Origin of the sequence: Salinibacterium sp. TMP30 (genome assembly GCF_038397785.1) — a bacterium.
In the GTDB taxonomy this organism is placed as follows: domain Bacteria; phylum Actinomycetota; class Actinomycetes; order Actinomycetales; family Microbacteriaceae; genus Rhodoglobus.
The window spans coordinates 2,532,922-2,555,241 of sequence record NZ_CP151642.1; the positions used below are offsets into that span (position 1 = coordinate 2,532,922).

At 61.3% G+C, this 22,320-nt stretch carries 6 protein-coding genes; 2 read left to right on the forward strand and 4 right to left on the reverse strand.

The window, feature by feature from the left end:
- Positions 1 to 5: 5 nt before the first annotated feature.
- A complete protein-coding gene (locus tag AADH44_RS12310) occupies positions 6 to 1,115 on the forward strand; it encodes a M4 family metallopeptidase (RefSeq protein ID WP_341955012.1) in 1,110 nt (369 codons plus the stop codon).
- Positions 1,116 to 1,155: 40 nt separating this feature from the next.
- Positions 1,156 to 1,449, forward strand: coding sequence for a protealysin inhibitor emfourin (locus tag AADH44_RS12315; RefSeq protein WP_341953156.1), 294 nt, complete (start codon positions 1,156 to 1,158; stop codon positions 1,447 to 1,449).
- A 19-nt stretch (positions 1,450 to 1,468) separates the two neighbouring features.
- Here the strand turns inward: AADH44_RS12315 and AADH44_RS12320 are convergent, their stop codons facing one another.
- From AADH44_RS12320 to AADH44_RS12335, 4 genes are all read right to left on the reverse strand, one after another.
- A complete protein-coding gene (locus AADH44_RS12320; RefSeq protein ID WP_341953157.1) occupies positions 1,469 to 2,716 on the reverse strand; it encodes an FAD-dependent oxidoreductase in 1,248 nt (415 codons plus the stop codon).
- 119 nt (positions 2,717 to 2,835) lie between these two features.
- Positions 2,836 to 3,471, reverse strand: a complete 636-nt coding sequence (locus AADH44_RS12325) for a TrmH family RNA methyltransferase (RefSeq protein ID WP_341953158.1) — start codon at positions 3,469 to 3,471, stop codon at positions 2,836 to 2,838.
- 88 nt (positions 3,472 to 3,559) lie between these two features.
- Positions 3,560 to 4,012 (reverse strand): hypothetical protein, encoded by a 453-nt coding sequence (locus AADH44_RS12330; RefSeq protein WP_341953159.1) that lies wholly within the window; start codon positions 4,010 to 4,012, stop codon positions 3,560 to 3,562.
- Positions 4,009 to 22,311 (reverse strand): AraC family transcriptional regulator, encoded by an 18,303-nt coding sequence (locus AADH44_RS12335; RefSeq protein ID WP_341953160.1) that lies wholly within the window; start codon positions 22,309 to 22,311, stop codon positions 4,009 to 4,011. Before AADH44_RS12335 ends, AADH44_RS12330 begins: the two co-directional genes overlap by 4 nt.
- Positions 22,312 to 22,320 lie beyond the last annotated feature (9 nt).

Below are 22,320 nucleotides of genomic sequence, written 5' to 3' on the forward strand. Positions count from 1 at the left end.
GGAGCATGTTCCGGATTACTGAGCACCACGTTTCGCCTCTTGCGCTTCCGCAACCCCTCTGCTTGATCGTGCCCCCGTTCCTTCTGGCGCGGATCGCGACGCTGGAGGATCCCCGCTTCGAACGGGCCGCACACGCCGCACGGCGGTCGCTGACCGATGTCGCCCACGATCACCTCGACCATGGCCGCAGTCACAACGTGTTGCCCCACAGGTCGCTGCGCCCCGGTGAGCCGAGCGTGCGCGGGCAAATCAGTCGTTCCATCTACGACGCCCACGGTGCTGAAGCATTGCCCGGAACGTTGGTGCGCACCGAAGGTGAACCGGAGACCGACGATGCATCCGTCTCCGAGGCCTATGAGGGTCTGGGCAGCACGTTTGCCCTCTTCTGGGAAGTGTTCGCGCGCGATTCGATCAACGATCGCTCTGCCCCACTTGACGCCACCGTGCACTACGGAAATCGCTACGACAACGCGTTCTGGGATGGCACACGCATGGTGTTCGGAGACGGAGACGGCGAGATCTTCGGTGGATTTACGCGCTCGCTCAGCGTGATCGGCCACGAACTCACCCACGGCGTGACCGAATACACGGCGGGCCTGATCTACCAAGGCCAGAGCGGCGCACTCAACGAACACCTTTCCGATGTGTTCGGATCATTAGTCGAGCAGTATGCTCGCGGCCAGAACGCTGCAGCTGCATCGTGGCTTGTCGGGGAAGGCATCTTCACCGAACAGGTCGAAGGAAACGCGCTGCGCTCGCTGAGAGCACCCGGAACCGCTTATGACGACGACGTGCTCGGAAAAGACCCCCAGCCCGACCATCTAGATGGCTACATCGAAACTCTCGACGATAACGGCGGCGTGCACCTGAACTCAGGCATTCCCAATCGGGCGTTCTGGAGCGTCGCCAGTACCCTTGGCGGCAATGCGTGGGAACGCGCGGGGCAGATCTGGTACGACACCCTCACCGGCAACTCCCTTACGCCCCGCAGCAACTTTGCCGAATTCGCGGCAGCAACAGTCGAGACAGCTGTGGCACGATACGGGTTCAGCTCCCCTGAGCACGAAGCTGTCGTCGGCGGCTGGACTCTGGTCGGCATCACGACCGCCGAATAAGCACTGTCAAATAACCGAAGGCGCGGGATAGCATGCACGTGTGAAGGTTCAGGTGTGGCGCAGCGGAGGCCTACTCGGTCGACGCATCGAATGGGATGTCATCGTCGACGAACAACCCGATCCCGAACAGTGGTACCTCCTCATTGCCGCGCTACCCTGGGACAAGCGGGTAACGACAAACACGATGCCGGATCGGTACACCTACGAGATCCACTGCGATCCGCACGAAGTCGTCATCCCCGAGCAAGAGCTAGTTGGCCCGTGGCGCGAACTAGTCGACCGCGTGCGGGAGGCCAACGCGCAGCCCGAAGCGCGCCCCGACGGCGAGCGCTAACCTCGCACGTCAGTCATTGCTACCGCAGCGGATCGAAGGCGGTGAGGAGGGGATGCTTGTCGCCGCCCGTAATGGAGTCAGCGAGCATCCGCCCCGTCAACGGGCCTAGGGTGACGCCCCACATGCCGTGACCGCCAGCAACGTGCACTCGCGGCGAACGGGTGCCGCCAACCAGCGGCAGACCGTCTGGCGTGCAGGGGCGTGAGCCGACCCACTCTTCTTCGCGCGACTCCCAGTCGACACCGTCGAACATGGGGCTCGCGGCGTTGATGATGGTCTTGATACGGCGAGAGTCTGCTGGAGCATCGGCGTGACGGAATTCCATCATGCCTCCCACTCGCAGCCGATCGCCGAGAGGGGTGCAGGCTACGCGCTGCGCTGGCAGGTAGATCGGGTGGGTCGGGATCACCGGCGGCTTCACACTGAAGCTGTAGCCTCGACCGGCTTGCACAACTTGGCGAACACCGAACTGGCGGGCGAGACCGCCAAGCCAGGTTCCGGTGGCAATGACGACTTCGCTACTGAGCACGGCATCCTGCCCCGCGACGTCAACGGCGACACCAGCGGAACCAAGATCCCGGATGCCCGTCACGTTCGCACCCTCAACAATGCGAGCGCCCCGCGCCCGAACGGATGCCGCAAGCACGTCCATGAATGCGGGCGGGTTGATGAAACGTTGGCCATCGACGCGCAGTCCGTGGGTCACGAGTTTCGAGAGGCTCGGCTCGAACTCACGCAGTTCGTCACCGGTGATCTTCTCAAAGCTCACATGGCGACCACCGGCGGCGACCTCATCAAACTCGTGGGTGATCGCCTGTCGGTCGTGCTCGTTCACAAATGCAGCAAGGAAAGGATCAGCGTGGCGGAGGGCCGCAGCGACCCCACCATCTTCCATGCGGTCAAACGATTCGAGACTCCACTTGTTGATCTCCGCAAAGGTGACCATGTTTCTGCGCCACATTTTCGGCGTCGAATGCCGGGCGAAGCCTGCGAGGAAGCGCAGCAGTGCGGAGTTTGCTGCGATCGGAACGTACACGGGTGAGGCCGGGTCAACAACAGCCTTGAGACCATAACGGAAGATTGAGGGCTCAGGCAGGGGAAGCGTCAGTGCTGGTGCGACCCACCCGGCGTTACCTAACGAGGCTCCGGCAGCAACCCCGGTGCGATCGAGAACCGTGACCTCAACGCCGCGTTCTTGCAGAAACCAGGCCGTGCACAGCCCGACAATTCCGGCGCCAACAATAGTGACATGGGCAGGCGTAGACACAGAAATGCTCCTCATCGAACGTAACCTTCAGCCTAACGCCCGGCACGGCCTACCCGGCGAAGTGTTGGCCGGCGCGGTCTACGAGAAGATCTCCGTGAGAGCAGAAACGCTCGCCGCGGCTATGTCGAGAAGCGGACGTGCTGGGTAATCCAGTTGTGCATCGCAACGGCGGCCGCGGCTGAAGCATTGATCGACCGTGTCGAACCGAACTGGCTGATTTCCACAACATCCGCCGCCGCTTCGATGGCTTCGGGCGACAGTCCGGGCCCCTCTTGACCGAACAGCAGCACGCACCGCTGGGGCATATCGAAGGTCTCGATGATGACACTACCGGGCACATTGTCGATTGCGATGATGGGCAGGTCGTTGGCGGCGGTCCACTCGACGAAGGCCGCAACATCCGGATGATGAAGCACGTGCTGGTAGCGGTCAGTGACCATGGCGCCGCGTTTGTTCCACCGCCGACGCCCAATGATGTGCACGGTGTCGGCACCGAACGCGTTGGCGCTGCGCACGATGGAGCCGATGTTCATGTCGTGCTGCCAGTTCTCAATAGCAACATGGAATGGATGCCGCGTCACGTCGAGATCGGCAACGATGGCTTCCATCGTCCAGTAGCGATACCGGTCGATAACGTTGCGGCTATCGCCACGTTCGAGCAGCGCAGGATCAAAGTGGGGATCGGTGGGCATTTCGCCCTGCCACGGCCCCACCCCGTTGGTCGACAGCTCGACGCTGGGGTTCGGTTCAGTCACCGTTCCACGATACTCGTCGTGGGCCGAGCACTCGCACCACCTAGCGCTCGTGCCCGCTAACGCTCGTGCCCGCTAGCTGACGAAGCGCCTAGCCCTCGTACCGTTCCACGCGCAGCACACAGCTGAGTCCGTCTTCGGCGACCGGGATTGTGGTGCTCCAGTCGGCGCTTGCTCCAGGCTCGGTTGCTTCGACATCCACTTGAGTGAGTGCACGAGTGTCGTTGGCACCATTCAGCAGCGAGATGTAGATGCGGTAGGTGACGTTGGCATCGGTGGAGTTGGTGACGCTGCCCGAGACTGTCCACTCATCGCCGGCACGCTTGCACTCGTCAACTGTGGAGTCTGCGAGCGCACCTTGCAGATTCTCACCGGTGCCGGGAGCATCCGTGATGTCTGTGATGCCGGGCGTCTGCTCTGCCGAAGCGGAACTTTCGACCGGATCAGGCTGCCGCTCAGTGCCGTTGTTAGTGCAGCCAGCAAGAGTGAGGGCCAGGATCGCGAAAGGGACGGCGGTGGCGGTCAGTCGTGTGCGGAGCTTCATGAATTTTCCTGTCGTTGTCTTCTGCGTGCGAGCAGGATCAGGGCGAGGCCGGCGAGCAGTGTGCCCAGCCCGGTTGCGAGCGTTCCCCGTGGATCTGATCCAGTGTAAGAGAGTGCCTTGGTAGGTAGCTGCAAACTTGTTTGTGCTGTTGCGAATACAGGATCGCCAGAGTCGAGCTCTGTGCTCGTGACGGTTGCGGTCTCGTACAGCATCGTTCCGGCATCACGTTCCTGGATGACATAGTTCGCCGTTGCGGTGATCGATTCGCCAGGTGCGAGCGCACCCGTCGCGCCCGGCCAGGCGCCATAGCGGAGCGCTGACAAGCCACTTCGCAGATCGCTCATGGTGACGTTTGTCAGAGGCAGCGTGCCCGTGTTCGTCGCGACATAGGTGAAGATAACTACATCGCCGGGGAAACCCTTCTGCCCGGCAGCGAAGGCCGCAGAGAGTCGGAGATCGATGTTGGCCACATTCGGGATAGCCAACACATTGGTGTCACTGACCGGCGCGATCGCGCCCGATGGTGCTTCGGCGTTTACGGTTGCCTCATTGGTGGTCTCTTCGACATCCACATCTGCCTGAGTAATAACGTAGGTTGCCGTTGCCACCACGGACTGCCCCGGCGTCAGCTGCCCCGGCGTACCCGGCCACGTGTAACTGAGTGCCGACAGCCCCGGCTTCATATCGCTGACCGACACTGCGGTGAGTGTCACGTTTCCGGTATTGCGAACCTCAATGCGGTAGTTGACGGTTGCGCCCTGCTGGGCATAGGTCGCCAGCGAGCTCGTCTTCGCAATAGTCATCGAAGGGTCTTCAGCGATAGCGGTGGAGCCCAACGCAGTGTCGACGACGGCAGCCCCGACTGCAGGCGTGCCCGAAGCGGATGCCGTCGAACCGATGAAACCGGAGTCGACATCGTTCTGAGTCAGCACGTACGTTGCGGTCGCGGTTGCAGACTGTCCAGGAGCGAGTACGCCAGCCGCACCCGGCCAGATAATCGTGATCGTGATGGTACTGAGATTGGTTTGGTTATCGGCAATCGTCACGCCACTGAGCGTCACGTCTCCCTCGTTCGTCACCTCGAACGCAAACTCGACGGTGTCTCCCGCGCGGCTAGGGGCACCGGAGGCCAGCACCTGCGTCTTAGTAATCGCGATATCGGGACTACCGAGTGCGGTCGGAGTCACGACCGTGTTCGAGCTCACATCGATCGCATCGCCTCTCGGGTCAAACCCCGTGACGCCCGCCGTATTCGTCGCCGAACCAGCATCAAACTCTGTCTGGGTTACCTGGTAACTCGCCGTCGCCGCGACTTGCTCGCCCGGCGCAAGAACGCCGATCGCCGCCGGCCATGCTCCGTAACTGATCGTCGTGGTTCCCACCTTCGGGTCGGCGATAGTAACCTCGCCGATGGTCGTCTCTCCCGTGTTATTCACGGTGAAGGTGTAGTCGATCCACGAACCGACCGTTGCCGCGCCACCGCCGCGTACGGTGCCCGCCTTCGTGATCGACAGTGTGGAGTCCGCCGCGATCAATGGCACGACGGTGACTGCCGAGTCATCTGAGACGGCGGTTGCGCTGGGGGAACTGCCGGTACCGGTCGCAACATTTCTGACCTCGCCGGCGTCGACATCCGCCTGGCTGACGGTCCGGGTCGCCGTGACTGTGAGGCTTTCGCCAGGAGCCAGAGTGCCGGGGTTCGCGACGTCTGGCCACGTGTACGTGAAGCCGGTGAGCCCTGCAATCGTGTTGGACAGCACAACACCGGTGAGAGTGACGTTTCCGTTGTTTGTGAGGGTGAAATTGTAGTCGATGGTGTCACCGAGGAGACCGGTCGCTGCGGTCGCGAGCGCCGCACTCTGCGTCGTCAGGATCGATGGTGCTGCGGGTTCTGTGGGGTTCTCGACAGTGTTCGATACGCCGGTGACCTCGACACCGTTGGGAGCGGTTCCGACGGCAGTCGCGGTGTTGATCACCTTGCCGTTGTCAATATCGGCCTGAGTGAGTGTGTAAATGACAGAGCCAACCGCCTGCTGTCCCGGTCCGAGAATTCCGGTTGCCGAGGGGAACGTGAGGTCGGATGGCACTACTGCGATAAGGGGATCGAGCACCTCAACGAGGCGCAGCGTCACATTGCCGGTGTTCGTCACAATGAAGCTATAGACGATCTCAGAACCGACGCCGCCAGTGCCCGACGTGAGCACTCCCGACTTTTGCGCCGTGATGCTGGGATTGGCCGCTTCGGTCATCAGCCGGTCGACGGTAGAGCTGGCGGTCACCGCGGAGCTGTTCGGGGTCTCGCCACGGGCTGAAGCGGTGTTGTCGACATAGCCCCGATCCACGTCATCCTGCTCGAGAGCGTAGGTCGCACTCGCTGTTGCCGTCTGTCCCGGAGCAAGCACACCGCTCGCTGCGGGCCACGCGATGGAATCGATAGAGACATTGGGGATGCTGTCGCTGATCGTGACCGAGCGCAGAGTCACGTTTCCGATGTTCTGTACTTCGATTGTGTAGTTCACGGTGTCACCGGGACCATTTTCGCCAGCCACGGCTAGCTCACTGGACTTGCGTACTTCGAGCAAGCCCGCGTCCGCGAGAGTCACCGTTGCCGGTGCGCTCGCGGTAGCAGCTGCACCGACTGTAGGTGTTCCTTCACCCGTGACGATGCTCTGCACCGCACCCGAATCAATGTCCGCCTGAGTGAGAGCCTGCACACGAACTGCAGTAACCGATTGCCCCGGCGCAAGTTCGCCTACCGTCCCCGGCCAGGTGTAATCAGCGACCGGTAATGAACCGATAAAGTCGCTCAACGTGACGCCACTGAGTGTGACGTTGCCGCTATTGGTGAATGTGTAGTTCCACGTGACAGTGTCGCCAGCGGTAGCCGGGCCCGGATCGGTCACGGCACCAGAGTTGGTGATGTCGACCAGCACCGAGGGCTCTTCTGTTGGCACGACCGCGATATTCGACGTCGTCGAGATCGCCGCGCCGCGCACCGGAACCGATGAAGCGTTAGCGGTGTTTTCGACGAAACCGCGGTCGACATCCGACTGACGGATGACGTAACTTGCTGTGGCAGTTACCGTCTCGTTCGGTGCGAGAGTTTCGGTCGCGGTCGGCCAGTTGACAACGGGAGTCGTCATCCCTGGCAGCGGATCCGTCACCGAGATCGATCCGATAGTGACGTTCCCGGTGTTGCGCACCAAGAATTCGAAGCCCACTGTGCCGCCCAGGCCGTCTTCGCCCGACACCGTTACCTGACCCGACTTCGCCAAGGTCATACTCGACTGCGGCTGGACGGTTTCGACAATAACTTCGTTAGAGCGAGCGGCAACGTCAACGCCCTGAGGATCAGTGGCACCGACATCCGCGATATTGGAAATATAGCCAAGGTCGATATCCGCCTGTGTCAACTGAACGGATGCTTCGCCAACAACAGTTTCGCCCGGGCGAACGGTTCCCGGCTGAGTCGGATTTGGCCACGTGATGACGGGAATGCTCAGCCCCGGCAGGGGGTCGCGCAGCTCGCCATCATGCAGAGTCACGTTGCCGGTGTTTGCAATTTCCAGACGGTAGTCGACCCAGTCGCCCACCTTACCGATTCCGCCAGCGCGCAATTCGCCAAGTTTGAGAGCTTCGAGTGAGCCTGCAGCGATTATCGGAACGGTCGCGACTGAGGGCTCGCTGATCTCGGTACCTGAGGACGGCGTTGCGTCACCGCGGACCGTGTTTATAACAGAGCCCGAATCGATGTCGTTCTGAGTGAGCACGTAACGTGCGGTCGCGGAGACGATCTCTCCTGGGGCAAGTGTTCCCGCAGCTGCCGTTGGCCATGAATAAGTGAGCGCGGAAACGCCGGCGAGCCCGTCGACCAACTCGACGTCGGTCAGCGTCTGATTTCCGCTGTTGCTCAGCGTGAAATTGAAGTTGATGGTGTCGCCAGCGAAGCCTGTGGCGCCCGGCTCGATCGCACCCGATTTGGCGACAACTATTGATGGTTCTGCCGTATCAGTCAGGGTGGACTCCGTCGCCGTATTGCTGACGACAGCGGCATCCGCGGGAGAGGTGCCGTTCGCTGTCGCGGCATTATCTACTCGGCCAAGGTCTACGTCAGCCTGAGTGATGGCGTAGGTAGCGGTTGCCGTGGCCGTCTCACCCGCCGCCAACACACCGTTAGCGCCCGGCCAGTCGACAACGAGTGCACTCAGCCCAACCAGCGGATCGGCAAAGCTAATCTGGTCGATCGTGACGTTGCCATCGTTGAGCAACTCGAAACTGTAGGTGACGATGTCGCCAACGCTAGCGCTCGCGCCCGTAGTCGATGATTTAGTCAACAGGAGAGCTGGATTCGCCGATGCCACCGCCGTTTCTGTCACTGCGGTGCTCACCGAGATGGTGTCGCTCAGCGGTGGCTTTCCGCTGGCGGTTGCGATGTTCGACACCGATCCTCGGTCGACGTCCGTCTGAGTAATTGTGTAGTCCGCCGTCGCCGTCACTGTCTGACCAGGTTGCAAGGTTCCGGGCGTTCCCGGCCAGCTGAAGGCGGGCGCGCTCACCCCCGCAAACGCGTCAACCAAATCGATGAGCGTGAGCGTGACGTTTCCAGTGTTGGTGATACCAAAGCTGTAGTCGATCGTGTCACCGGTGTTACCCACCCCGTTGAGGGCTCCAGACTTCGTCACTGCCATCGCCGGTTGCTGAGCAAGTACGACTGCGGCGGATGCCGTGTCGCTCACGTCGCCACCGCGCGGTGGCGTGCCCGACCCGGTCGCTTCGCTCGCTACCGAACCCGAGTCGATCCGAGGCTGAGTCAGAACTGACGTTGCTGTGGCAGTGACCGACTGGCCCGGCTCGAGAATACCGGGCGCACCGGGCCACCCGTAGGTGATTCCCGAGATCGCGGGAAGGGCATCCACTATCTCAACTGCGGTGAGAGTCACATTGCTCGTGTTGGCCAATTCGTACGACCAGTTCACAATGTCGCCCTCGTCAGCACGTGCCGGGTCGGCGAGTACACCGCTCTTAGTCAGCTCGACCGTCGCACGAATCGACTCCGTCGGCACCGTATTGGGCTCAGAATCATCAGTAACCGCGGTGTCGTCGGGGTCGGAACCTTCCGCACTGGCGATATTGATGATCGAACCGGCATCCACGTCGGCCTGAGTGACGACGTAGGTGGCGCTCGCCGTCGCAACTTCGCCGGGTGCGAGCACATTCGGGCTCGCGGGCGTCGGCCACACGATGGCCAGCCCTGACAGGTCAGGAAGCGGGTCGCTGAGCGTCACCGTATCTAGCGTGACGTTGCCCGAGTTGAGAATCTGGAACTCATAATCAATCGTGTCGCCAACCTCTGCAGATGCGCGAGGAGTGCCCACCTTGGTAACCGTGATACTCGGTGCCGCCAAAACAGTCGGGACGATGACTTCGTTCGAGGTCTCAACCACCAACACCCGGTCCGGAGTTTCTGCAGACATATCAGCGATATTCGAGATGAAGCCGCGATCAACATCTTCTTGAGTCAGCTGATACGTCGCAACGCCTACGACCGCTTCACCTACGGGCACCTCACCGGGCTTTGCCGGGTCTGGCCACGTGATGACGGGTACGGAGAGACCAGGCAGAGGGTCGAGCAAGCGGCCGTCATAAAGGGTGACGTTTCCGTTGTTTGTCACAGTCAACGTGTATTGGATGGTGTCGCCGACTTCGCCAACACCACCATCAAGGTTGATGCCTGACTTCACCGGGGAGAGCACCGGAGCGGCGGCGACGATTACCGTCTCGCTCGCGGTGTCGCGAACGGTGCCCCCCGCGGGCATGTTGGCATCCGCAGTGACGGTGTTGTCGACGCCACCAGCGTCAACGTCCGCTTGGGTGAGCACGTACGAGGCAACCGCGGTGGCGCTTTGGCCAGGCGCAAGTTCGCCATCTGTCGCCGTGGGCCAGGTGTAGGTGAGTGCGCTTAAGTTAAGCAGCGGATCTGTGAGAGTGACATCGCTGAGCGTTACGTTTCCGCTATTGCGCACGGTGAAGGAGTAGTTGACCGTGTCGCCTTCGAATCCAGCAGCTCCCGGCGCAAGCTCGCCGTTCTTTGTCACAGTGACGGAACCACTCGCAGCTTCTGTTGCAACATCGATCGGACCGACCGAAGCGCTCACCGCGCCCGTTGGTGACGTCGCCACAACGTCCGCGCTGTTGCGCACATACCCAAGGTCAACATCATCCTGTGTTAGCTCATAGGTAGCGGTCGCCGTCGCAACCCCGTTGGGAGCAAGCTCCCCGGAGGCGCCAGGCCACGAGTAAGCCAGAGTGGAAAGTCCAACGAGCGGGTCGGCGATCGTCACACCGGTAACGGTCGTGTTGCCCGCGTTGCGCACGGTGAAGACGTAGCTCACGAGATCACCCAAGCGGGCGCCATCCGGAGTAGTGCCTGCTTTGTCGATCGTGATCGATGATTCGCGTGTTTCGGTGGGGGTCACCGCTGCAGCAGAGTACTCAAAGTATTCGGTTCCCGCGGGCGTCACACCAATTGCCTCAGCAGTGTTGCTGACTTCACCGGCGTCCACATCGGCTTGCGTGACCGTGTAGGTAGCTGTGGCACTCGCACTTTCGCCAGGGGCAAGCACCCGATCGACACCGGGCCACACGATCGCTGGAGCGCTTACGCCCGGGAGCGAATCGAGCAAGACCACACCGGTGAACGTGACGTTGCCGGAGTTAGTGATGCTGAACGTGTAGTCGATCACATCGCCGGCCTCGCCCGGCTGGCCACCCAGCTTGCCAGTCTTCACCACGGTCAGATCCGGGGCCGGGGTTAGTGCAAGGGTCGCCGAAGCTGGCTCGAGTACCGCCGAACCCGTGGGCGGAAGCGCCGAAGCATTGACGGTGTTGACGAGCGATCCAGCGTCAATGTCACTCTGAGCGAGGGCGTACGTCGCAGTCGCTGTCACCACATCGGTCGGATTGAGGAGACCGGGCGTGCCACTCGGCCAGGTGCCGAAGGTGACCGCGGTGAGCCCCGGTAGTTGATCAATGAGGTCCACGGATGTCAGTGAGACGTTGCCATCATTCGTGACCGTGAAGCTGTACTCGACGGTATCGCCAGCAACCCCGGTCGCCCCCGTCGCCAGTGAACCACTCTTGGTGACAGCCACGGACGACGTTGGGTCAACGGTTTTTGTGATGACCTTCGGAGAGTTTCCCGTGACGGCAGCACCCTGAGCGCCGGTTCCGCTCGCAGAAGCCGTGTTTGCCACCTGACCCGCGTTCACGTCGTCCTGCGAAATCGTGTACGACGCGGTCGCGGTAACGCTTTCACCCGGAGCGAGCGACCGCGTCGTGTTCGCAACATCCCAATCAACGATGGGTGTGCTCAGTCCCGGCAGTGGGTCACTGAGCACGATATCGGAGATCGTGACATTTCCCAGGTTCGTAATGACGAACGTGTAAACGATTTCTTCACCACGTTCTCCGACACCGTTGCCCGCAGCATCAACGCTGGCCGATTTGTTGACGCCGAGCAGTGGGGCGGGCCGTACCGTCGAAATTACTACCGTGTTGGTGGGTGCGGTTACGGGTTGGTTATTGGGCGTCAGCGCGCCAACCTCTGCCGTGTTTTCGATGTATCCCAGATCGATATCGGCCTGAGTGAGCGCGTAGTCCGCCGTTCCCGTAACAGACTCGCCGACTTTCAGAAGTCCGGGTTGTGCAGGAGTCGGCCAGTCAATGACGGGATCGCTAATACCGGGCAGTGGGTCAAGGAGCTGGCCATTGTGAACCGTGACGTTTCCGGTGTTCGTGACCGTCACGGCATAGTCGATGATGTCGCCAACCGCCCCGATGGCACCGGGGCGCAACGTTCCCGTCTTAACCGCACTCAGGCTCGCAAGAGGTTCAACAACAACAGTCGAGACGGCCGTGCCATCAATCTCTGCAGCACCACCGGGGGGCTGCGCTGTTCCCGTAACGGTATTCATCACGGCGCCCGAATCCACATCGGTCTGCGTGAGTGTGTAACTCGCTTGCGCGGTGACGACTGCACCGGGAGCTAGCTCGCCCGCGACCGAGCCGGGAGCCCAGGTGTAGGCGAGTGAGGTGATCCCCGGCAGAGAGTCGGTGAGCTCTACTGCCATGAGCGAAACATTCCCGGTGTTTGTCACGGTGAACGAGTACACAATATCGTCGCCAGCACGCCCCGTAGCACCCGGCGCAAGCTCGCCAGATTTGGTAACCACAATGCTGGCACTCTGTGCGACCAATGACGTAACCGCGGAAGGTGAATCATCGCTGACGGTGGAGTCGTCTCCGGCGGACTCGCCGAAACCGGTTGCCGTGTTGCTCACAGAGCCGAAATCAACATCGGCTTGAGTGATGGTGTAACTTGCCGTGGCGGCAATGAACTCTCCGGGAGCCAGCGCGCGGTCGGGCGACGGCCAAGACCCGTACGCGATTGCGCTGAGCCCCGCCAAAGTGTCAGCGATCGCGACATTCTTCACCGTGACGTTTCCATCATTAGTGACGGTGATCGTGTAGTTCACCGTGTCACCGACGTTGCCACTGCCGGAGAGAATCGCCGCTTTAGTGGTCGTGAGCACCGGGTTCGCGGCCGCGGTAGTCACCCGGACCGTCGCAGAATCCTGATCGAGCAAAGCACCGCGCGGAGTCGACGCGGCCACTGATGAGGCATTGTCTACATACCCCCGGTTAACATCTTCCTGCGTGAGAACGTAGCTCGCGGTCGCAGTAAGCACATCGTTCGGGCCTAATGTTCCGGCGGCGTTGCCAGCCCAGTCGTCATAGCTGATCGCCGAGACCCCGGCCAACGGGTCATCAATACTCACGTCGCTGAGCGTGACATTTCCGCTGTTCGTCACAGTAAAAGTGAAGCCAACAGTGTCGCCAACAGCACGGCCAGTCGGCACCGCATTCTCTGCCTTCGTAATACTGATGGCGGGAGCCGCCACGAGCGGAACCGTCGCCGATGTCGTCGCGCGGGCTACAGCGCCCCGCGATGGAGTGCCGGATGCGTCAACAGAGTTAATGACCGCACCGGCGTCAACATCCGCCTGGGTAACGACAGAGCTGGCCCGCGCGATCACGGACTCACCGGGGTTCAACTGCCCCGCTATACCGCTCGGCCATGGGTCGAATGCGGGAACGACTCCCGCGAGCGCGTCAACGAGCGCGACGCCACTGACGGTAACGTTTCCCGTGTTGGTGACCGTGAACGTCCAGTCAACGGTGTCTCCGGCGTGGCTCGCTGACGTTCCGCTCTTCGTCACCGTGATTCCCGGTCGAGCAATGTCGGTAGCGGTCGTTACCGACACAAGGGCACTCTCGACGGGAACCGCCGACAGCGTTGCCCCCTGCGATTTCGCGGTATTGAGCACAGAACCCGCATCGACATCGATCTGGGTGATTACGTAATCTGCCGTGGCAGTCGCGATCTCACCCGGGTCAAGGACTGTTGTTGACAGCACGGGGGTCGAAGCACCTAAAAGCGGGTCATCGAGAACAATATTCTCCAGAGTGACATTGCCCGTGTTCTCAACGATGAACGAGTAGGTGATTGTTGTGCCGACCGCTGCAGGACTCGGAATAACACTCGCAGTTTTAGTAGTTCTCAGTTCGGGCCGCTGCGCACCGGTAGCAACGACAACTTCGCCAGACTCGCCAGATACTGATGCTGCTCCGCCCGGAGGTTGCGCGGAAACGAACGCCTCGTTGGTGACGCTTCCGACGTTAATATCTGCCAGTTGAATCTCATACGTCGCGGTGGCAATCGCGGTCTGACCTGGCGCGAGAACATTGTCTGCGCCTGGCCACGAAATGTTGGGCACGCTGAGATCGGCGAGGCTGTCGATCAGCGTCACTGCGGTGAGTGTTTGATTTCCGGTATTGCGGATCGTCATTGTGAACGTGATGACATCGCCTTCAAGCCCGCTACCGCCGACGGCTGCCGTCTTTTCCACGTTAATCCGTGGGGCAGCGGCGATCGACACGGTCGACGAATCATTCTTCGCAAAAGCAGCGCCCGACGGCGGGCTGGCTTGAGCAGTCGCCGCATTCACGACGGACCCAGCATCAACATCCGCCTGTTTCACAACGTAGTTGGCGGTCGCCGTAACGGTCTGTCCCGGGGTGAGCGTTCCTGCAACTCCCGGCCAGGTGTAGGTAATGGTTCCGAGATCGGGCAGCGTGTCGGTGACACCCACGCTCGTCAGCGTCACATTGCCAGCATTTCTCGCGGTAAAGGTATAGGTGATGGTGTCGCCAGCGACTCCGAGCGAACCGGGCTGGAGAGCCCCAGCCTTTGAGAAGGTAAGCGTCGAATTAGTGGCGACGGTGGGAGTCTGAATCGGGTCCGAGGCGTCAGCGATTACGCCCGCCGCCGGCGCCGTTCCTTGGGCCGTAGCTGTGTTGTTGACGAAACCTGCGTCGACATCCGCCTGCTTAATGGTGTATCTCGCCGTTGCGACAACCTGCGTCGACGGTGGCAGCGTTCCCGTAACCCCACCGGGCCAGGCGCCGTAGGTGAGCGAACTGAGACCCACAAGCGGATCACTAGCCGAAACTGAAGTCAGAGTCACGTTGCCGATATTGGCCACGGTTATCGAATAGGTGATGATGTCGCCAACGGCACCGGTGCCGGCAACGCTCGCCGACTTCGTAGTGATAATACCCGGCGCCCGAGTCGCGGTATTCACCGAGACCGTCGGAGACGACGCAGTCGCGTTGGCGCCGACCGGCGGCTTGCCCGATACCGAGGCCGTGTTGGTGACGGTGCCTGCGTTTTGGTCAGACTGGAGGATGACGTAGTCAGCGGTCGCAGTGATGCTTTGCCCTGGTGCGAGGCGGCCGGCAGTCCCGCTCGGCCAGCCCGCGTAAGTGAGAGCACTGAGCCCCACGTGCGTGTCGACGATCGTCACACCCGTCAGAGTGACGTTTCCCGTGTTCTGGGCAGTGAAGGTGTAGCGGACGGTGTCGCCGACCACACCGGTTCCCGGTGAAACTATGGCTGCAGTCTTGTCGAGAGTCACGCTCGCGTTCGAAGCGAGTGTCAGCGTTGCCGGCGCCGTCGCGGATGCCGGCGAGCCCCGAGAAGGTGTACCCCGGGCAGTGGCCGTGTTCGAAACCGCGCCGGAATCAACATCTGTCTGCGTCAGCGTGGACGTTGCTGTGGCGGTAACGCTCTGGCCGGGAGCAAGGGTGCCAGCACTCGACGGCCACGTTCCATAGGTGACAGCGGAAATACCCGGGAGCGAGTCGGAGACATTAACCGAGGTGAGCGTAACGTTTCCGGAGTTACTGAGGGTGATGCTCCACGTGACAATGTCACCCGCGACGCCCTGTGCACCACCGGCGAGAGCGCCCGACTTCGTGACGCCAATGCTTGGTGTGGCCGCTGCTGTCGGGGTGACGAGTTGCGAGGATGGAGCCGTGACGACGGCACCCGTGGGTGGCGTGCCAGACGCGGTCGCAATGTTCTTCACCGAACCGGCATCGACATCCGCCTGGGTAATTGTGTACGTGGCGGTTCCGGTCACTGTTCCGCCGGGGTTCAGTTGGCCCGAGACACCGCCTGACCATGTCAGGCTCGGTGGTGAGAGCCCAGGAAGCGGGTCGGTGAGGGTGACTGCCGTCAGCGTGACGTTACCGGTGTTGCGCGCGGTGAGCGTGTAAGTGATGGTGTCGCCGACTCTTCCCGTTCCCGAAACGGTAGCGCTCTTGAGCGTCTCCAAAGACGGTGCCGCACCTACCGTCGGCACTACCGCCGGCGTCGACGTTGCGGTTGCCACCGGCCCTGAGGGCGGGGTTCCGGATGCTGTGGCGGTGTTGCTCACTGAGCCCACGTTCACATCTGACTGCTTAATCGTGTATGTCGCCGTGGCCGTCACTTGGGCGTTCGGGGCAAGGGTTCCCGCGACTCCACCCGGCCAAGCACCGAAAGTGACCGCGGAGAGATCGGCCAAAGAGTCGGAGATTGCTGTGGACGTCAACGTCACGTTTCCCGTGTTGCGCACGACGAACGAGAAAGTGATCGTGTCACCAACGCGCCCAGTGCCTGCCGTGACTGCGCCGGACTTTGTCACGGTGAGCTTTGCGCTCGTCACCAGAGGGACGGTGGCGGCGTCAGTCGCTGAAACGCCGGTCCCGTTCGCGCCGGTTCCGGTTGCGCTCGCGGTATTCATGATCGACCCGGAGTCGACATCCTGCTGCTTCACCGTGTACGTCGCAGTTGCGGTCACCTGCGCGCCCGGAGCGAGCGTTCCGGCGGCGCCACCGGGCCACGTGCCAAAGCTGATAGCGGAAAGGCCGGACAGCGGATCAGTTATCGCCGCGCCTGAAACCGTGACGTTGCCCGTATTGCGCAGCACAAAGCTGTAGGTGACGACTTCATCCGCGCGCGCGTTTGACCCTGAGGGCAGCGCACCCGTTTTCGCGAGCGAAAGCGCGGGAGCCGCAACCACCGTAGTCGTCACTACGTCGATGGAATCATCGCTGACCGCGACCGATCCGGGAGCTAGTCCATCCGAGGTGGCACGGTTGGTGATCGAACCAGCATCAACATCCGCCTGTTTGATGGTGTAGTTGGCAAGCGCGGTGGCAGATTGCCCCGGAGCCAAACGACCTGCTACACCGGGCCACGTCACAGCCGGAGTCGACAGTCCAATAAGCGAGTCCGTCAGGCTGACGCCCGTGAGGGTTTGATTGCCAGAGTTTGAGATCGTGATCGAGTAGGTGACCGTGTCGCCAACCTTGGCACCAGAAGTAACATTTGCTGACTTCGTGGTTGTCAGCTGAGGGGCAGCCGGTGCGGTCGGAACAACCGCAGCAGACGGAATCGACGTCACCGTTGCGTTCGCCGGTGACCTTCCTGACACCGTTGCCGTGTTCGAAACGCTGCCGGAGTCAACATCGGCCTGCTTCACCGTATACGTTGCCGATGCTGTCGCCGCCTGACCCGGTGCGATTCGGCCAGCGGTGCCAGTGGGCCAGGTAAAAACGGGGGCCGAAAGACCGGCGAGGGAATCAGCGAGCGCGACACCGGTGAGGGTCACGTTTCCCGGGTTGGTGATTGCGAACGCAAACGTAATCGTGCTGCCAACTCCGCCGCTGCCCGAGGTGACCGCACCCGTCTTGGTCACCGCGATTGCACCATTAGGGGCGACGACCACGGTCGCGGGAGCGGTAGCGACAACTGCCGCACCGGTTGGCGGAGTACCGCGAGTTGTCGCGCTGTTGGCAACTGAACCGGCGTCGACATCCGACTGCTTCAGGGTGTATGTCGCGCTTGCCGCTACCTGTGTGTTCGGCGCCAACGTGCCGGCGGCACCTGGCCAAGCACCAAAGGCGACAGTCGAAAGTCCGGGGAGCGGGTCGGTCAGCGTCACACCCGTCAACGTCACGTTGCCGGTGTTTCGAACAACGAAGTTATAGGTGACCACGTCACCGGCAACGCCGGTGGCTCCCGCAGCCAGAGCACCAGATTTCGTAAGCGAGATCGTGCGTGTGGCGGCGACCGTCGGTGTCGTTACCTGCGGCGACGGGTTATTCACCGTTGTGGCACCGAAAGAGCCCGTCGAGGTTGCGGTGTTTTTTACCGAGCCGGCATCGACATCAGACTGCTTTATCACGTAGGTCGAGGTTGCGGCGATCTGCGAGTTGGGCTGGAGGGTGCCGGATGGAGCATTCGGCCAGACTCCATAAGCCAACGGTGAGAGCCCCGCCAGGGGATCGGTGATCGCCACGCCGGTGAGCGTGACGTTTCCGGTGTTTCTCGCCGTGAAGGTATAGGTGATGGTGTCGCCGACTGCGCCCGTTCCGCTGACGCTCGCGGACTTGGTGGTGGCAATCGCGGGAGACGATGCCACTGTCGGCACGACTGCCTGGGGCGACGTTGCCGAGACGGAACCGGCAGCGGGCGTGGTTCCGGATGCCGTAGCCGTGTTCTTCACGGAGCCAGCGTTAACGTCAGCCTGCTTGATCGCGTAGGTGGCTGTCGCGGAGACCTGAGTGTTGGGTGCGAGCTGGCCCGAGGTGCCGCTCGGCCAGGCACCAAAGTTCACTGCCGAAAGGTCGACAAGAGAATCGGCAATTGCGACGCCTGAGACGGTGACATTTCCCGTGTTACGGACGATGAAAGTGAAGGTGATTGTGTCGCCGACTGAGCCATTTCCTGTGGTAACCGCTCCCGACTTTGACACTGTCAGCGCGGGGCCGGAAGTGATGGGCACTGTTGCGGGACTCGTGCTCGTCACTGCGGGTCCGACGGGTGGGGTGCCCGCGCCCGTGGCGGTGTTGGAGACTGACCCGGCATCCACGTCGGACTGCTTGAGCACGTAGCTAGCGGCAGCGGTAACCGATTCACCAGGTTTCAGCGTGCCGGCTACCCCAGACGGCCACGTTCCGTAAGCAAGCGCTGAAAGATCGGACAGAGAGTCAGTCGCGGCTACGGAGGTCAGGGTGACGTTTCCGGAGTTCGTGAGCTTCACCGAGAAGTTGACGGTGTCGCCCGCACGGCCGGTTGCGCCAGCAGCAAGAGCACCAGACTTGAGGGTGGTGATTCCCGGGCTAGCGGCGACGGTCGGCACGGTGACCTGATCGGAGGGGTCGGTTGCGGTGATACCGGCGTGCTTTCCTGAACCAGTCGCGATGTTATTGACCGTGCCAGCATCCACATCAGATTGCTTGATCGTGTATGTCGCTTGCGCTGTGACCGATTGTCCGGGAGAGAGAACGCCGGTCGCGCCGGGCCATGTGTACACGAGAGCCGAAAGTCCAGTAAGCGGATCGGTTATGGTAACCCCACTTAGGCTCACGTTTCCGGTGTTTTGCGCACGGAACGAGTAGTTGATGACATCGCCGACAGCTCCGGTGCCAGAACCCGCAATCGTCGCTGACTTGGTCGTCTCGACACCACGAACGGCCGTGATGGTCGGCACCACAACCTGGGGAGAAAGCTGCGTTATTGTGCCGCCGGTTGGTGTTCTTGCAGTCGCGCTGGCCGTGTTCTTTACGGAGCCAGCATCGACATCTGACTGCTTAATCGTGTACGTCGCCGTTGCTGACGCGGTCTGGCTTGGAGCCAGAACTCCGGATGCTCCGGGCCAGGTCACTGAGATCGGGCTGATCCCGGACAATGGGTCGGCCAGCGCGACCTGACTGAGGGTGACATTTCCGTTGTTCTTGACGCTGAAGGTATAGGTTACGGTGCTTCCCACGGCTCCGCTGCCCGTGGTGATGGCGCCCGATTTTGTGACTACTAATTTCGCGTCAGCAGTGATCGGAACGGTCGCTGGAGTGGTCCGGGTGACATCGGCGCCTGACGGCGGCGTGGCTTTCGCGGTCGCGCTGTTGACCACTGCTCCCGCATCCACATCGGACTGCTTCACGGTGTATGTGGCAGTCGCGCTCACCGATTGACCAGGGTTGAGCAAACCAGTACTGCCGTTTGGCCACGCGCCGTACGAGATTACCGATAGGCCAGGGAGGGGGTCAGTGATCCCCGCGTTCGTGAGAGTGACGTTTCCGGAGTTGCTGAGAACGAACGAATAGTTGATCGTGTCGCCAGCAGCAGAACCTCCAGCGAGTGCACCGGACTTCGTCAGAGAGACCGCGGGCGTTCGCGGCTGAAGGGGAACGTCTACGCGAGGAGAAGCTGCCGTAACAATGATTCCCTTGGGGGAAGTTCCTGAGCTGGATGCGGTGTTACGCACGCGGCTTAAATCAACATCTGCCTGAGTGACTGTGTACGTCGCGGTCGCGGTCACCGTCTGTCCAGGCGCCAGAACGCCTGCGGTTGACGGCCATGTGTAGTTCAGCGCAGAGAGGCCGGGGAGCGGATCAGAAATCGAGACGCCAGCGAGAGTGACGTTTCCGGTGTTCTTGGCGCTGAGTGCATAGGTGACCGTATCGCCAACTCCCTTCGGAGCGGGGACCGTTCCAGACTTCGTGGTGGTGATAGCCGGGGCCGCAGGCGTGGTCGCGAGGGTTGCTGCGTTGCTGACGCCCGTCACCGCAACATTCTTGGGGGTGCGCCCTGAAACCGAGGCTTGGTTGACGATGTTTCCTGCGTCCACATTTGCCTGAGTAACGGTATACGTCGCCGTCGCCATCGCCGTCTGACCTGGCGTGAGGGTTCCCGGCGTTCCCGGCCAAGTGACGGCGAGCACCGAAAGGCCCGGGAGCGGATCGGTAATCGCGACGGATGTCAGAGTAACGTTTCCGGAGTTCTTGACCGCGAAGGTGTAGTTGACGGTGTCGCCAACATTGCCAACGCCCGCACCCGCATAGGTGGCCGTTTTGGTGGTTTCGAACGCTGCGCTGACCGGAATCGGTGTCGTGCGGCTCGAAGTGGAGCGCGGCTTTACGCCACCATCCGCGTCGGTGCCTGTCGCCGTCGCGATATTTGCAATTGACCCCGCGTCCACATCCGCCTGCGTCAGCGTGTAGGTAGCGCGCCCGGTCGCGGTTGCTCCGGGCGCGAGTGCCCCCGCCGTCCCTGTCGGCCACGTATAGGTGATCGCCGAGAGTCCGGGCAGTGGGTCCGTAACAGCCACCGCGGTTAGGGGTGAGTCGCCGTTGTTGCGAACCGTAAAAGTGTAGTTGAGCGTGTCGCCCCCACGACCAGTGGCACCACCAGCCAGTGCGCTGGTTTTTGTGAGTTCAACGGAAGACAGCAGCACTCGGGTTGAGTCGCTGCCGTTCGCCGAATTGGCGCCCACCACGGTCGACGCGGTTGCATCAGCCGTGGTGTCGTATGACGCGGTAGTCAGTCCATTGGCCACGCACGTATAGGTGTACGACTCAAGAGGTGCCAGAGTGACTCCGGAGAGCGTGCGCGCACAGTTGGTTTGATCGTCAGTTACCACGATGTTTTGAAGTGTTCCCACGCCAGAGTTGGTAACTTTGATCGTGAAAGTACCGGCTTCGGCCGCGGTGCGCGATTGAACGTCAAGGGCGCCATCGAAAGTTTTTTGCACGTTGATTCCGGCACTGGGAACCGAAAGGATCACATTGCGCAGTAGATACGAATCGCCGCTCGTGCTCATCCGCATGTTGACGGAGGTATCACCTTGCTGAACGTTGGGCAGCTCGGTGGTTGCGACATCAACGCTTTGATTGGTAAAGGTCGAGAAATCTGAGGTGTTCGTGTAGCGAATAGAGCCCTCGCCCCGACCGATTCCGATGTTACTGAAGGAGTTCGCGCTATTGCGTAGTTGGGAGTAGCCGCCGCCGCCGCGGGAGTACTCCGCGATGTCACCCGCAATATTGCGGTCGCCCTCAAAGAGTGTGTAGCCCGCGCGTGCGCCGGAACTTACCGACTTAAAGCCCGTAAACGCGACCGTTAGGGGAGCGTCGCTCGCGCCTTCTCTGACATGACCCTCATAGAAGATAATCCGCTTTGGGTACGAATCGGAGTTGGACGGAATGAACTTCCCAAAATCGTAGATCACCGTCAACGACCAGCCTGCGAAGCAGCCCGCTCCCTGCGGTGTCCAAATGTTTCCCGCAGAAACCGTAAGGGGTGAACCTGCCGTAGCCCCGGAGAACGCCGATGTTACGTCCGAACCTGCACTGTAATAGAGGCTCGTAGATGTCCCCGCGGGGTCTTCGAGGATGCTTGCAGGAGCGAAGGAAGAGACCGGGGATGAACCGACTTTCAGTTGTACCGCCTGAGTTCGATAACCCGTCGCCGACCCCGGAGGCATAGTGGCGGTTCCTCGGTTGCCACCGGGTGAGGCGCAATACGCAGCCGATTGGCCGGTGAACGCACCCGTATTTGCACTCCAACTGAGGAAGGCTTTCGTTACGGTCGAGCCGGAAGGGATCGTTATGTTGGCTGAACTTGAGTTAGTAGTGAAACCGCCGACGGTGTTCGAGTTCTGCAGGTAGAAGTTGTCGTTGACGTTGTTGCCGTTTGACGACGAAGCCGAATGAAGGTCTGCACACGATCCAGTGCCCGACTGAAACGCACCGAGGCACTCAAGAACACCGTTGCCCGCCATGACGAAGTCACCATTGACGGTGGTCTGATAGTTGGGAGCAGTGCCGCTGTTGGTACCCCACTGAACAATTGCCGCTTCCGCTGGTGCTGCGGGAATCACGGTGAGCCCGGCGACCAGTAACCCGAAGGTGACGATACTCGCGATACCACTTATCACAGCATTTCGAGGTCCCCGCTGGGAGCGCTCTGCCGCGATACGACCGTCTCGCACTTTCCACTCCCCCGGATAAATCCCTTCAACTTTGTGGGTCACCACACTGCTGAAAAATTGCTCTTCGGGTGAGCGCGTCACCCTCAACCC